This is a genomic window from Streptomyces sp. NBC_01689, assembly GCF_036250675.1.
In the GTDB taxonomy this organism is placed as follows: domain Bacteria; phylum Actinomycetota; class Actinomycetes; order Streptomycetales; family Streptomycetaceae; genus Streptomyces.
Window position 1 is genome coordinate 5,661,446 of record NZ_CP109592.1, and the last position, 13,433, is coordinate 5,674,878.

At 72.3% G+C, this 13,433-nt stretch carries 13 protein-coding genes; 5 read left to right on the forward strand and 8 right to left on the reverse strand.

What is annotated here, in order from left to right:
- Positions 1–84 precede the first annotated feature (84 nt).
- The 4 genes from OG776_RS24145 to OG776_RS24160 all read left to right on the forward strand — a co-directional run bounded on the left by OG776_RS24145 (position 85) and on the right by OG776_RS24160 (position 4,652).
- A complete protein-coding gene (locus OG776_RS24145; RefSeq protein WP_148008870.1) occupies positions 85–846 on the forward strand; it encodes a DeoR/GlpR family DNA-binding transcription regulator in 762 nt (253 codons plus the stop codon).
- A complete protein-coding gene (gene pfkB, locus OG776_RS24150; protein WP_148008869.1) occupies positions 843–1,796 on the forward strand; it encodes a 1-phosphofructokinase in 954 nt (317 codons plus the stop codon). Before OG776_RS24145 ends, pfkB begins: the two co-directional genes overlap by 4 nt.
- Positions 1,797–2,052: 256 nt before the next feature.
- A complete protein-coding gene (locus OG776_RS24155) occupies positions 2,053–4,254 on the forward strand; it encodes a PTS fructose transporter subunit IIABC (protein WP_329322522.1) in 2,202 nt (733 codons plus the stop codon).
- A gap of 140 nt (positions 4,255–4,394) precedes the next feature.
- Positions 4,395–4,652: a hypothetical protein gene (locus OG776_RS24160; protein WP_148008867.1), complete on the forward strand. Its 258-nt coding sequence runs from the start codon at positions 4,395–4,397 to the stop codon at positions 4,650–4,652.
- 54 nt (positions 4,653–4,706) lie between these two features.
- Here OG776_RS24160 and OG776_RS24165 read toward each other — a convergent pair whose 3' ends face one another.
- The 4 genes from OG776_RS24165 to OG776_RS24180 form a co-directional block, all read right to left on the reverse strand.
- The gene (locus OG776_RS24165) at positions 4,707–5,456 is read right to left on the reverse strand and encodes a DUF6227 family protein (protein ID WP_148008866.1); all 750 of its coding nucleotides are present in this window, start codon (positions 5,454–5,456) and stop codon (positions 4,707–4,709) included.
- 158 nt (positions 5,457–5,614) lie between these two features.
- Entirely contained in the window at positions 5,615–6,841 is a 1,227-nt protein-coding gene (locus tag OG776_RS24170) for a L,D-transpeptidase (protein WP_148008865.1), read from the reverse strand.
- Between the two features lie 865 nt (positions 6,842–7,706).
- Positions 7,707–8,738, reverse strand: coding sequence for a P1 family peptidase (locus tag OG776_RS24175; protein ID WP_329322523.1), 1,032 nt, complete (start codon positions 8,736–8,738; stop codon positions 7,707–7,709).
- A 48-nt stretch (positions 8,739–8,786) separates the two neighbouring features.
- Positions 8,787–10,019 (reverse strand): low temperature requirement protein A, encoded by a 1,233-nt coding sequence (locus OG776_RS24180; RefSeq protein ID WP_148008863.1) that lies wholly within the window; start codon positions 10,017–10,019, stop codon positions 8,787–8,789.
- Between the two features lie 103 nt (positions 10,020–10,122).
- Between OG776_RS24180 and OG776_RS24185 the strand changes: the two genes are divergently transcribed.
- Positions 10,123–10,353, forward strand: a complete 231-nt coding sequence (locus tag OG776_RS24185) for a hypothetical protein (protein ID WP_187285635.1) — start codon at positions 10,123–10,125, stop codon at positions 10,351–10,353.
- 83 nt (positions 10,354–10,436) lie between these two features.
- Here the strand turns inward: OG776_RS24185 and mscL are convergent, their stop codons facing one another.
- The 4 genes from mscL to OG776_RS24205 form a co-directional block, all read right to left on the reverse strand.
- Positions 10,437–10,907, reverse strand: a complete 471-nt coding sequence (gene mscL, locus OG776_RS24190; protein ID WP_148008862.1) for a large conductance mechanosensitive channel protein MscL — start codon at positions 10,905–10,907, stop codon at positions 10,437–10,439.
- Between the two features lie 126 nt (positions 10,908–11,033).
- A complete protein-coding gene (locus OG776_RS24195) occupies positions 11,034–11,882 on the reverse strand; it encodes a hypothetical protein (RefSeq protein WP_329322524.1) in 849 nt (282 codons plus the stop codon).
- A 156-nt stretch (positions 11,883–12,038) separates the two neighbouring features.
- The gene (locus tag OG776_RS24200; protein ID WP_148008861.1) at positions 12,039–12,914 is read right to left on the reverse strand and encodes an S-methyl-5'-thioadenosine phosphorylase; all 876 of its coding nucleotides are present in this window, start codon (positions 12,912–12,914) and stop codon (positions 12,039–12,041) included.
- A gap of 122 nt (positions 12,915–13,036) precedes the next feature.
- Positions 13,037–13,369: an FmdB family zinc ribbon protein gene (locus OG776_RS24205; protein WP_148008860.1), complete on the reverse strand. Its 333-nt coding sequence runs from the start codon at positions 13,367–13,369 to the stop codon at positions 13,037–13,039.
- Between the last annotated feature and the right edge of the window lie 64 nt (positions 13,370–13,433).

Sequence of the window (13,433 nt, forward strand, 5' to 3'; positions counted from 1 at the left end):
TCCGAACCTGTTTACTTTCCCGAAATCCAGGCGTAGCCTCCGATTGAAACCACAGATTCGGGCACCAGTCGGAGGCGAACGGACATGTACGCACCGGAGCGGCAGCAGGAGATCCTCCGGCTGGCCCGCGACGGCGGACGGGTCGACGTCCTGTCGCTGGCCGAGGAGTTCCAGGTCACCGCGGAGACCATCCGGCGGGACCTGAAGACCCTCGACAGAGCGGGCCTCGTGCGGCGGGTGCACGGCGGTGCCATACCCGCCGGGCGCCTGGACTTCGAGCCGGACCTCGCCGAGCGCGAGTCCACCGCAGCCGACGAGAAGGACCGCATCGCGCTGGCCGCCGTCGCCGAACTCCCCGGCGAGGGCACGGTGATCCTCGACGCGGGCAGCACGGTCGCCCGCCTCGCCGGTGATCTCCCGCTGGAGGCGACGCTCACCGTCGTCACCCACAGCCTGCCGATCGCGGCCCGCCTCGCGGACCATCCCGGCATCCAGCTCCACCTGGTCGGCGGCCGCGTCCGGCACCGTACGCGCGCCGCCGTCGACGCCTGGGCGCTGCGGGCGTACGGAGAGATCCGCGCCGACGTCCTGTTCATCGCCGCCAACGGCTTCTCCGCCGAGTACGGGCTGACCACCCCCGACCTCGCCGAGGCCGCCGTGAAGCGCGCGGCCGTCCGGGCGGCGCGCCGGGTGGTGCTGCTCGCCGACTCCTCCAAGCACGGCCAGGAGCACTTCGCCCGCTTCGGCGACCTGGGCGACGTGGACCTGCTGATCACCGACACGGGTCTGAGCCCGGAAGACGCCACCGCCATCGAGCGCGGGGGCACGGAAGTAGTACGCGCATGATCCTCACCGTCACCCCGAACCCCTCCCTCGACCGCACCTACGAGGTCCCCTCGCTCGACCGGGGCGAGGTCAACCGGGCCACCGGCGAGCGTGTGGACCCGGGCGGCAAGGGCGTGAACGTCTCACGCGCCGTCGCCGCGGCCGGACGCCGCACCGTCGCCGTGCTGCCCCTGGGCGGCGCGCCCGGAGCGCTCGTCGCCGAACTGCTCGACGCCCAGGGCATCGAGGTCGCGCCGGTCCCGGTCGCGGGAGCCACCCGGTCGAACATCTCGGTCGCCGAACCCGACGGCACCCTGACGAAGATCAACGCGCCCGGCCCCGAACTCTCCGCCGCCGAGGCCGAGGAGCTGCTGGAGACGGTGCGCCGGCAGTACCGTTCCGGCGACACCGACTGGATCACCTGCTGCGGCAGCCTGCCGCGCGGCCTCGGCCCCTCCTGGTACGCCGACCTCGTCTCCCGCGCTCACGCGGCGGGCGCCCGGATCGCCCTGGACACCTCGGGACCGGCGCTGCTCGCGGCGTTGCGCGAGCGGCCCGACGTGGTGAAACCGAACGCCGAGGAACTCGCGGAAGCCGTCGGCCGTCCCCTGATCACCGTGGGCGACGCGGTCAAGGCCGCCGAGGAGCTGCGCACGATGGGCGCGGGCACCGTGCTCGCGAGCCTCGGCGCGGACGGGCAGCTGCTCGTGGACGACTCGGGAGCCTGGTTCGGCAGCGCCCAGGTGGACGCCGTACGCAGCAACGTGGGCGCCGGTGACTCCTCGCTCGCCGGGTTCCTGATCGCCGGTGGCCGCGGACCGGAAGCCCTCGCCTCCGCCGTCGCCCACGGTGCCGCCGCCGTGCAGCTGCCCGGCAGCGTCATGCCGGGGCCGGGCGATCTCGACCCCTCCGCCGTGACCGTGACGACGGAGATCCCCGTGGACCGCGTCCTCAGGGAGCCGGTGTCATGACGGGTGCCGTCGCCGGCAGCGGGCCCACTCGCCCCGGCGCGCCTCCCGGGCCGCCGTCGCGGACGCCGGGCCGCGCTCCCGGCCCGGTTCCCGGGGGCCCTCCCGAGGTGCCTCCCGAACGAGCCCCGGAACGGCGGGACTTCCCCGGTCCCGCCCGCGCCACTTCCGTCCCCACCCCCCGCCCCGCCCCGGATTTCACCCCCGTCCCCACCCCCGCCCACTCCCCAGGGGCGATACGCGTGCGAAGGAGCCCGCGATGAGCGAGATGATCACCGCGGACCTGGTCGATCTCGACCTGTCCGCCGAGACCAAAGAGGCGGCGGCACGCGCCCTCGCCGAGCGCATGGTTGCCGAGGGCCGGGTCACCGACCTCGACGGCTTCCTCGCCGACGTGGCCGCCCGCGAGGCGCAGATGCCGACCGGTCTCGACGGCGGCATCGGCATCCCGCACTGCCGGAGCGAGCATGTCACCGAGCCGACGCTCGCCTTCGGCCGCAGCGCCGCCGGGGTCGACTTCGGGGCGCCGGACGGACCCGCCGACCTGATCTTCCTGATCGCCGCTCCGGCGGGCGCCGACGACGCGCATCTGACGATCCTGTCGTCGCTGGCCCGCCAGCTCATGAACGCCGAGTTCACGACCGCGCTGCGTGGAGTCGACGACGCGACGACGGCGGCCGCGCTCATCCGCGGCGACGAGGTCCCGGCGACCGCGGCTCCGGGCACCGGCTCGGCTTCGGCCTCGGCCACCGGTTCGGCCTCGGCCACCGGTTCGGCACCGGCCACCGGTTCGGCTCCGGCCGTCGACGCGGGCGCGCCCTCGGGGGCGACCGGGGGCGGCGCGAAGGGAGCCGACGCGGCCGATACCGCGAGGGCGGCCGGGGACTCCCAGGACTCCGTGGCGGTGTCGGCGGCGGCCTCCGCCGACACCGCCACGGGCACCAGCGGCGATCGTCCGTTCCGTATCGTCGCCGTCACCTCCTGCCCCACCGGTATCGCGCACACCTACATGGCGGCCGAGTCGCTGGAGAACGCGGGCCGCACCGCGGGCGTCGAACTCGTCGTCGAGACCCAGGGATCGGCCGGATTCACCCGGCTCGACCCGGCGGTCATCGCGGCCGCGGACGGCGTGATCTTCGCGCACGACGTGCCCGTACGGGACAAGGACCGGTTCGCCGGGAAACCGACCGTGGACGTCGGGGTGAAGGCGGGCATCAACCGTCCCGCCGAGCTGATCTCCGAGGTCCGCGGCAAGGCCGAGCGCGGCGAGGTCACCGCGGGCTCCGCCGCGGGCACGCCGGTGGAGCGCGCCGGAGTCTCCGGCGAGGGCTACGGCACGATGCTCCGCAAGTGGCTGATGTCCGGCGTGAGTTACATGGTCCCGTTCGTCGCCGCAGGCGGTCTGCTGATCGCCCTCGGGTTCGCGATCGGCGGCTATCAGATCAACAAGGCGCCGTCCGTGATGGACCACTTCGTGTGGACCCAGGCGGACAGCTGGGGCGCGCTGCTCTTCCAGATCGGCGGCGTCTCCTTCGGGTTCCTCGTCCCGGTGCTGGCCGGCTACATCGCCTACGGCATGGCGGACCGGCCGGGTCTCGTGCCCGGCTTCGTCGGCGGGGCGATCTCCCTCACCATCAACGCGGGCTTCCTCGGCGGACTGGCCGCCGGTCTCCTCGCCGGTGGGGTGGTGCTCGGGATCCAGAAGGTGAGGATCCCGGCGGCGCTGCGCGGCATCATGCCGGTGGTGGTGATCCCGCTGATCTCCGCGGCGGTCGTCGGGTTCCTGATGTTCGTGGTCATCGGCAAACCCATCGCCTCCGCGCAGAAGGGCATGACCGACTGGCTCAACGGCCTCACCGGCTCCAACGCCGTCCTGCTGGGCGCGCTGCTCGGCCTGATGATGTGCTTCGACCTGGGCGGCCCCGTCAACAAGGTCGCGTACACCTTCGCCACCGCCGGTATCGCGGTCGCGAGCCCCAGCGACTCGGCGATGAAGATCATGGCCGCCGTGATGGCGGCGGGTATGGTCCCGCCGCTCGCCATGGCCCTCGCCACGACGGTGCGCGGCAGGCTCTTCACCCCGACCGAACGCGAGAACGGCAAGGCGGCCTGGGTCCTGGGCGCCTCCTTCATCTCGGAGGGCGCGATCCCGTTCGCGGCCGCCGACCCGCTGCGCGTCATCCCCTCCGCCATGGCGGGCGGCGCGGTCACCGGAGCCCTGTCGATGATCTTCGGTGCCACGCTGCGGGCCCCGCACGGCGGCATCTTCGTGGTCCCGCTGATCGGCAACCCGTTCCTCTACCTGATCGCCATCGCGGCCGGTGTCTGTGTCACCACCGCCCTGGTGATCGTCCTGAAGGGCATGCGGAAGCAGGTCTCCGCCGGCGCGGGCGCCGGCGCGGGCGCCGCGGAGGGCCCCATAGCGGCGAAGGCCGACACCACGGCGCCGGTCGCGGTCTGAGACGCGCCGCCACTGTCCGCCCGATTGGTGCGGTGGTGAGCCGTTCACCGCACCTGCGAGAGATCTGCGCCTTCGAGGCATCTGCGATATACGTCACGGTCCGGGGCCTAGGCCCCGGACCGTGGTGTCTACTGGAGCGTATGCCTGAGCATGCCTCGATCTCCCAGCTGATAGGCCTGGCGGTCCTCGCCCTCGTGACCGTCATCTGGGCCGTGGGTCTGATCCGTCTGACGCGCCGGGCCCGCGCGGCGGGACTCCTGGGGCCGCGCCGGACCGTGCTGCGGGCGATGCCCGGCCAACGGCGCACCGGCCCCGTCGCCGAGTCCGTCGAGCTCACTCCCGAGGAGCGCGCCGCGTTCGCGGGCCTGGTACGTCAGTTCAGCGACAGCCGCCCGTAGCGGCGCGAACGCGGGGGAGTCGACGCCGGGTGCGCCGGGGCGGGGGCGGCTCTGTCAGCCGAGCCGTGCCGCCCGGCGTTCCATCGCGGCGCGGGCCGCGTCCTCCGTCGGGTAGACCTCGCACATGTGCCGCCCGTCCGGCGTCGCCGTGTGCTCGACCTCCCACAGGGAGATCTCCCGGCCGTCGCGGAGCAGGAACGCGTGCTCGTAGAGCGAGAAGCACAGGCCCACCTGCCCCGCCCGGCAGGGGCGGCCGAAGGCCTGGGTGATCTGGTGCGCGAACGCGGTCCGCAACAGTAAGGACGCGAGCTCGGGACCGGGCAGGTCCACGTTCTCCGCGCGCCGCAGCAGACGCCGCGCGTGATCCGCCGAGTCGTCGGGCACGTACGCGTGGCGCGGCTCGGGGACCGGCGGCAGACCGACCGTCACCGGCAGCTCGAAGTCCGGCGCGTCCGGCGGCAACGGCAGCCGCGCCGTGGCCGCGCGCAGCTCCTCCTCGTCGGCGTACACCTCGTGCTGGGGCACGCTGCCCGGCGCGGTGTTGTGCACGAGCTCCCACAGCGTGACCGCGGAGCCGTCGGCGAGCAGCCAGGTGTGCCGGTACGTCTCCCGGTGCAGGCCCGCGCTGTGGTGCGCGGAGTGCAGGGAACTGTCGTGCGCCAGCGCGCAGTCGAGCCGCCGTATCGCCTCGTCGGGCAGCTCGAAGGAGTTCAGGGCACGGCCGAGGAGTCGCGCGAGGTGCTCCTCCGGAGACTCGGGCGACTCGGGTGGTTCGTACGCTGCTGTCTCGTACGGAACGCTCAAGGTTTCTCCCGGCGTTGCTGCATGTCACCTTGTGGGTGCATACCGTAGCCCCTCGGTCCGACATCATTCCTGGGAACCGAGAAAACGTACGGACACAAAAACGAGCGGACCGCGCGGCAAGTTCCCACACGGTCCGCTCCGGCGTCAACGACGCCGTGTCACGCGGCGCTTCCCGCGGTCCACGCGCTCCACGACATGTTCCAGCCGTTCAGCCCGTTGTCGGGCGCGACCGTCTTGTCCGGCGAGTTCTTCACCGTCACGACGTCCCCGACCAGGGAGTTGTCGAAGAACCACTTCGCGGTCGTGTCCCCCTGCGCGCCCTGCACATCGGCCATCCCGACGCAGCCGTGGCTCGTGCCCTCGCGACCGAAGGGCGGATTCCCGCGGTTGTACCAGTAGTTGCCGTGCACGAACGTCCCCGACGTCGTCAGGCGCATCGCGTGCGGCACGTCCGGGATGTCGTACTCGCCGCCGTAGCCCACCGTCGAGCCGTTCATCCGCGTCTGCGTGAACTTCTCGGAGATGACCATCTGCCCGTTGTACGTGGTGTGCTCGGGGCTGCCCGCCGAGATCGGCACCGACTTGAGGGTCTTGCCGTCCCGCACCACGGTCATGGTCTGCGTGCCGACGTCGACCGTCGAGACCTGCGACCGGCCGATGGTGAAGGTGACGCTTTTCTTCTGCACGCCGTAGACGCCGTTCGCCCCCTCGACGCCGTCCAGGTCGATCTTCATCGTCACCTTGGAGCCGGCCTTCCAGTACTCCTCGGGCCGGAAGTCGAGCCGCTGCGCGCCGAACCAGTGCCCGACCACCTGCTGCCCGCTGCTGGACGTCACCTTGATGTGCGACTGCACGGCCTTCCGCTCGCTGATCGCCTTGTCGAAGGTGAAGGAGACCGGCATCCCGACCCCGACCGTGGTGCCGTTGTCCGGCGTGTACGTGCCGATGAAGCTGTTGCCCGTGGAGACCGTCGTGAAGATGGAGTTGGCGGCGGCCGTGCGCCCGTTGGCGTCCTTCGCGGTGGCGGAGATCCGGTACTTCGTCCCGCGTTCCAGCTGTGCCTCGGGCTGCCAGCTGCCGCCGTCCGCGGCTATCGCCCCCGGCACGACGGCCCCGCTCCCCGACACCGTCATCTTCACGTCGGTCAGTCTGCCGCCCCTGACCTTGACGCCGGTCGCGTTGATGGACGCGCTCGTCGAACCGTCCTCGGCCGAGATGGCGATCTTCGCCGTGGACGTCCTGGCCGAGCCGCTGCCGTTCTTGCCGCCCTTGCCGTCGGTCTCGGCGTTGGCGTTGCCGCCGCAGGCGGTGAGGGCGAGGGCGCCGACCATCAGGGCGGCACAGGCCCCCAGTGCGCGCCGCGCTGCTGAGTTCGGCGTGTTCACGGGCTTCTCCAGTTCTTCGAGGTGTGGGTGATCCGCTCCGGTGCGTGGGGAAAGAGCGCGCGGTGCGGGGAAGGGTTCCCGGCGTCCGCGCCTGACGCCGTCCGGTGACAGAACCGGGACAATCGCCCCCGAGCGGGCACCCTCCGGGGCTCACCGGTCGTCGGCCGACGTCCACCGGCCACCGGCCGACGTCCACCGGCCACCGGCCGACGTCCACCGGCCACCGGCCGACGTCCACCGGCCGACGTCCACCGGCCGACGTCCACCGGCCGACGGCCGAGGCCCGACGGGCGAGGACCGACGGCCGGCAGGCCTGCGTTACACGGCCAGCGGGTGCCCGGCCCAGGGGGCACGGTGTCTCCGGCGCGTGGCCACCGGGCCTCCCGTGCGTGGTACCGGGGCCCCGGCGTGCGGTCACCCGTGACCCGGCGGGTGGTCATCCGGCTCGCGGGGCGTGGTCACCGGGGTTCCGGCGGGTGGTCATCCGGTTCGCGGCAGGTGGTCACCGGACCTCCGGCGCAGGGGACGAGGTCTCCGGCGCGCGGGCACCGGGGTTCCGGCGGGTGGTCATCCGGTTCGCAGCCCGTGGTCGCCGGGGTTCAGGGGCAGGACAGTCGGTCTTCGGCGTGTGGTCACCCGGCCTCCTGCGCAGGGCGCGGGGTCTTCGCCGCGCGGTCACCGGCCCTGCGGCACACGGTCGTTGACCAACAGCTGTTGGCCAGCGCTGGTTGACCAACGGGCGTTGACCGACGGTCGTTGACCAGCGCCAGTTGACCGACGGCCGTTGACCAGCACCGGTTGACCAACACCCGTTGACCAACGACCGTCGGCCGGTAGGCATCCGCTGCGGACCACCGGCCGTCGACTACCCCTTCCCATACAGCTCCTCGTACGACGGCCACGTCCCTCCCGGACCGTCCACCGACTCCGCCGCGCGCACCGCCCGTACGATCGCCCGGGTCACCAGGTCCGCGCCGGCGGCCAGGATCTCGTTGAGCGCGAGGGGATCCCCGGCTGCCGGCGGGCGAGCGCCGGTGGCCAGGGCGAACACCGTGTCCCCGTCGTTGAGCAGATGCACCGGCCGGACCGCGCGGGCGATGCCGTCGTGTGCCGTCCCGGCCAGCTTGTGGGCCTGCGCCCGGGTGAGGGCCGCGTCGGTCGCGACGACGGCGAGCGTGGTGTTCAACGGCGGCGGCGTGTTCTTCGCGGCGGCCGCGGCGAGCCGCTCACGGGCCCTCTCGTGGACTCCGGGCGCGGGGTACTCCACCCGGCCGCCGCCCAGCAACTCCCCGTACAGCGCCCCCGTCCCCGGATCCAGCGCCGATCCCGCCGCGTTGGCGACCACCAGCGCGGCCACCGTGATCCCCGAGTCGAGCACGGCGCTGGCCGTCCCGACCCCGCCCTTGACCGGCCCGACCGTCGCACCCGTGCCGGCCCCCACGCACCCCTCCGTCACCGGGGCGCCCGGCCCGCTCGCGTCGGCCGCCTCGACCGCGGCCCGGCCGGTGGCCGCGTCCGGGCGGGCCCGGAAGTCGCCGCCCCGGCCCAGGTCGAAGACACAGGCGGCGGGCACCACCGGCACGACGTGTGCCGGATCGACGCCCACCCGCACGCCCCGGCCCCGCTCCTCCAGCCAGGCCATCACTCCGGACGCGGAGTCCAGCCCGTACGCGCTGCCGCCGGTCAGGACCACGGCCTCGACCTTCTGCACCAGGTTGCGCGGGTCGAGCGCGTCGGTCTCCTTGGTGCCCGGCCCGCCACCGCGCACGTCGACGGCCGCGACGGCGCCGCCCGGGGGAGCGAGCACCACGGTGGTGCCGGTGAGCCAACCGCCGCCGGCACGTGTCGCGTGTCCCACGCGCAGCCCCACGACATCTGTCAGAGCGTCAACTGTCATGAGTCCAGTCTTTCCCCCGCCGGACCCACGACGCTCGCCTCCCGTCCGCTATACGGCCGCCGCCGTCCCCCGCCCCCGCGGCGCGCTCCCGCGAGTCGTCAGGATCACTCCGAACGCCACCGCCAGGGCCGCCAGGATTCCCGCCACGAGCACCGCCCACTCGCCCAGGAAGGTGCAGAGGATCACCAGCAACGCGGTGACCGGCAGCACCAGTTGCTGAGTGATGCCCACCTTGAAGTGACGTGCGTGCAGGATCCACACCGTGAGGAGGTACAGCGCCGTCGGAAGCGTCACGGCGGCGGAGGCGGCGAGTGCCGAGATGTGTGCCTTGCCGACCGCCTGCTCGACCGCGACCTCCAGACCCGCGCCGATCGCGGCCGCCGACGAGAAGATCAGGTAGTGGCCGTATCCCCACAGGAACGACTGTCTGTTGGACCGCAGGAAGCCGTGGATCGGCACCGCGAAGTAGATCCACCAGGCGGCGAAGACGATCAACAGCCCGCCCACGGCGATCGGCAGCAGATGGCCCAGCGCGTCGTGCTCGTCCACACCCGTCTTCACGGCGACCGTGGCGGCCGAGACCGACTCGCCGAGCACGATGATCGTGAACAGTCCGAAGCGCTCGGAGATGTGGTGCGCGTGCCACGAGGTGACGTAGTTCCGCTCCGCGAAGAGCGGGACGCACATCTCCAGGGGTGCCATCACCAGGAAGACCCAGGCGCGCCCGGACTCCGGCAGGACCAGCAGCCCGAGCCAGCCGACCTGGCACAGCAGCACGCCGACCGCGTACCGCAGCGCCATCGTCCGCTCGGCACCCTCCGCGGAGCGCGCCGCCCGCAGCCACTGGGTGATCAGCGCGAGCCGCATGATCACGTAGCCGAGCCAGACGGCCAGGAAGACATGGTTCTCGAACGCCCGCGACACCCCGGCGGCGAGTACCAGCACACCGGCGATCTGTACCAGCGTGACCACCCGGAAGAGCGCGTCGTCGTTGTCGTACGCCGAGGCGAACCAGGTGAAGTTCATCCACGCCCACCAGATGGCGAAGAAGATCATCACGTAGTTGAGGATGCCCTCGCCCGCGTGGCCCTCGGCCATGAAGTGCATCAGTTCGGCGCCCGCCTGGGCGATCGCCACGACGAAGCACAGGTCGAAGAAGAGCTCGAGCGGCGTCGCGACCCGGTGCGCCTCGTCCCGCCCCCGGGCGGTCATCCTGCGCAGGGGTCCCGGCCGGGACCTGTCCGGCGGCGGGGCGGATTCGGAAGCGGAACTGGACGTCATGCGGCCAAGCACAGCAGAAAAGAACCCGGAACGCGCACGCGGGGGGCCTGATCCGCAGGTCGTGGCGAGTGGGGCCGGCACGCCCCCGGCGTACCCTGGAGCCATGAGTACGACCCCCGAGCCCGAGCCGGGCGACGCCCCGGAGCCGAACGGCGAGCCCTCCGGGCAGGCACGACCCGCGCCCCGGAAGCCGACGCTGGTCTTCGACGACCCGCTGAACCGGCAGTCCTCCGACGACACGGACCGGGGCTGGGGCGAGCGGCCGGACGGTGACGCCGACAGCGCGGCGGACCTGAGGCGCTTCCTCGACGAGAAGCCGCCCCACCACATCTGAACCGGGCGGTGGCGCCGCCGGACGCGGCCCCACCGCCTTCGGGGCCGCCCCCCGGCCGTCCCCGGTCGCCGTGACGGCGGACCCTAGTCGGGCCGCTGCCCCGAACCGCGCTGAGCCAGCAGGGCGTCGCGGATCTCCTTGAGCACCTCCAGCTCGGACACCTCGATGATCTCCTGCGTGCCCTCCTTCGCCTTCTGGCGGGCCGCCTGCCGGGCGAGGAACTTCGACATCGGCAGGACCATCAGGAAGTAGACGACTGCCGCGGTGATCACGAAGCTGAGCGTGGCGCCCAGCACCGAGCCCCACAGGATGCGGACGCCCGTGGCGGTGTCCCCGGTGCCCTGGCACGGCTTCTTCAGACAGTAGCTGTAACTGTCCAGGTTCTTCGTGCCGATCGCACCGACCAGCGGGTTGATGATGCCCTTCACCACCGAGTTGACGATATTGGTGAAGGCCGCTCCGATGACCACCGCGACGGCCAGATCGATGACATTGCCCCGCATGAGGAAGGCCTTGAAGCCTTCCCAGACGCCGGGTTGCTGCTTCTCGCTCACCAAGAGGCCCCTCTGCACAGGTTGTGGAACAAACAGCTCCGCAACCTACGCGAGGGCATGCCGGAGCTGTTCCCTCACCTACCTCCGGAACGGGACTTGACACCCATTCGATATCGGGCGGAGTCCTCAGCACAGCGTCACCGCCAGCTGTGACGTGATGCCCGCGCCCGCCAACCGTGCGGCGGTGGACCGGGGTACGGACAGGACGACCAGCGCGCCGGTCCCGGTCACCTCGGAGTCAGGGACGGCGCTCACCCGCGCCCTGCCCGCGACCACGCGTCCCTGTCCGCGGCCGTCCGAAGCGATCACGTCGACCCGGTCACCGGGCCTGAGCAGCCGCACCGTAGCCGCGTCGGCGATCCGCACGGCCGCCGTCACCTTCTCGGCCTCGTCGCCTGTCCGTACGGACGGAGAGGAGGGCCCGGAAGCTGAAACGGAGCCGGAGGAGGGGGAGGAGGCGGATCGGTGCGTGAACGACGGAGAGACCGGGGCCGAGGACGCCGGTCGGCCACGCGCCCGTTCGACGGCTCGGGGGCCGGCCGCCACGAGGACCGCCGCGGTGACCGCGAGACCCGCGGCCACGGCCCGCCGCCGGTGCCGGGTGAGAGGCCCCGGCCGCCATCGGCCGCCGTGGACGCGCACGGGCGGGAACCAAGGCACCTCGCAGGTCGGCGGCGCGTCCACGCCCGGCGGACGCGGACCGTCCCAGTCGTAGGGGTCCAGCGCGTCCGGCGGGCCCAGGTCCGGACCCGCCGACGGGCCCGTGCACGAGCAGACGGACGGGCCGAGCGGCGGGCGGACAGGCGGCCCGACGGGTCGGTCCACCGGCACACCCACGGGGATCTCCGCGTGCCGGGCGAGAACCACGGAAGGGCCGGGGCCTGAGGTGAGGACCGCCCCCGTGGGGAGGGCCGCGTCCGTGGGCCGGACGGCGGCCGTGGCGAGCGGGTGGACGGAAGGGAAGTGCTGGAGCATGGGGAACCACCACCTGTGACGAGGGACCGGGCTTGCGATCCCACGATGAGGCCTCGCCGGAGAACCCGCCGGAGCCGGTGGATCACCGACGGGTTGTGGACAACTCCCTCACCCGAACGGGAAGTTCCGAACCCGGTCGCTCCCCGCCGCCGGCCGTCAGGGCAGTTCGAACCCCGGGTCCATGCCCCCCATGGCCGTCGTGCACAGGCAGTCCCGCGTGCCGTTCCCCGGCAGCGCCGCGACCACGTCGAACAGCACGCCCCGCAGCCGGTCCACGTTGGCCGCGAACACCTTGAGGACATCGTCGTGCGAGACGCCCTCGCCGGCCTCCGCGCCCGCGTCGAGATCGGTGACCAGGGTCAACGACGTGTAGCAGAGCTCGAGTTCACGGGCGAGCGCCGCCTCGGGATGGCCGGTCATGCCGACCACGGACCAGCCCTGCGCCTGATGCCACAGCGACTCCGCACGGGTGGAGAACCGGGGACCCTCGACCACCACGAGCGTGCCGCCGTCCACCGGCTCCCAGTCCCGGCCGCGCGCCGCCTCCAGAGCGGCCTTGCGGCCGACGGGACAGTAGGGGTCGGCCAGGGACACGTGCACCACGTTCGGCACGGCGCCGTCCGGGAGAGGCAGTCCGTCGAAGTACGTCTGTGCCCGCGCCTTCGTCCGGTCGACCAGCTGATCCGGCACGAGCAGGGTTCCCGGCCCGTACTCGGGGCGCAGACCGCCCACCGCGCAGGGCCCGAGGATCTGCCGGGCGCCGACGGAGCGCAGTGCCCAGAGGTTGGCCCGGTAGTTGATGCGGTGCGGCGGCAGGTGGTGGCCGCGGCCGTGGCGCGGCAGGAACGCGACCCGTCGTCCGGCGATCTCGCCGAGGAACAGGGAGTCGCTGGGCGGCCCGTAGGGGGTGTCCACCTGTATCTCGGTCACGTCGTCGAGGAAGGAGTAGAAGCCCGAGCCGCCGATGACGCCGATCTCCGCGGCGGGCGGCTGCTTCCCGGCCGGGGTCAGTGGGTTCTCCGTGTTCGCCATGGACCGCACCCTAACCGGGCCCGGAACAGACCGAAGACCCTGTCGTCGGGTGACGGCAGGGTCCGGTGGGAATCGCGTCCGCGTGACGGACCGCGCGCGTGACGGACCGCGCGATCGACAGACTACGCGGCGGAGCTGCTGGACGAACCGCTGCCCGACGACGAGCCGCCGCTCGACGACTTCGACTCCGAGGACGACGAGGACGTCGACGACGAAGAAGAAGCGGACGACGCCGAGGTCGTCGACGGCTTGGACGCCGGCGAGCTGGTCGACGAGGAGCCACGGCTGTCATTGCGGTAGAAGCCGGAGCCCTTGAAGACAATGCCGACGGCCGAGAACACCTTCTTCAGGCGGCCACCGCAGTTGGGGCACTCGGTCAGGGCATCGTCGGTGAACTTCTGCACCGCCTCGAGGCCCTCGCCGCACTCGGTGCACTGGTACTGGTAGGTCGGCACTTGTCTTCCTCCTGGCACTCTCACTCAGTGAGTGCTAACGACGGTCCATACTGACGTATTCCGA

What these genes read in the sequence shown, in the direction of transcription:
- OG776_RS24145 (WP_148008870.1), top strand. Translation starts at nt 85, where the DNA reads ATGTACGCACCGGAGCGGCAGCAGGAGATCCTCCGGCTGGCCCGCGAC.
- pfkB (WP_148008869.1), top strand. Translation starts at nt 843, where the DNA reads ATGATCCTCACCGTCACCCCGAACCCCTCCCTCGACCGCACCTACGAG.
- OG776_RS24155 (WP_329322522.1), top strand. Translation starts at nt 2,053, where the DNA reads ATGAGCGAGATGATCACCGCGGACCTGGTCGATCTCGACCTGTCCGCC.
- OG776_RS24160 (WP_148008867.1), top strand. Translation starts at nt 4,395, where the DNA reads ATGCCTGAGCATGCCTCGATCTCCCAGCTGATAGGCCTGGCGGTCCTC.
- OG776_RS24175 (WP_329322523.1), bottom strand. Translation starts at nt 8,738, where the DNA reads ATGACAGTTGACGCTCTGACAGATGTCGTGGGGCTGCGCGTGGGACAC.
- OG776_RS24180 (WP_148008863.1), bottom strand. Translation starts at nt 10,019, where the DNA reads ATGACGTCCAGTTCCGCTTCCGAATCCGCCCCGCCGCCGGACAGGTCC.
- OG776_RS24185 (WP_187285635.1), top strand. Translation starts at nt 10,123, where the DNA reads ATGAGTACGACCCCCGAGCCCGAGCCGGGCGACGCCCCGGAGCCGAAC.
- OG776_RS24195 (WP_329322524.1), bottom strand. Translation starts at nt 11,882, where the DNA reads ATGCTCCAGCACTTCCCTTCCGTCCACCCGCTCGCCACGGCCGCCGTC.
- OG776_RS24200 (WP_148008861.1), bottom strand. Translation starts at nt 12,914, where the DNA reads ATGGCGAACACGGAGAACCCACTGACCCCGGCCGGGAAGCAGCCGCCC.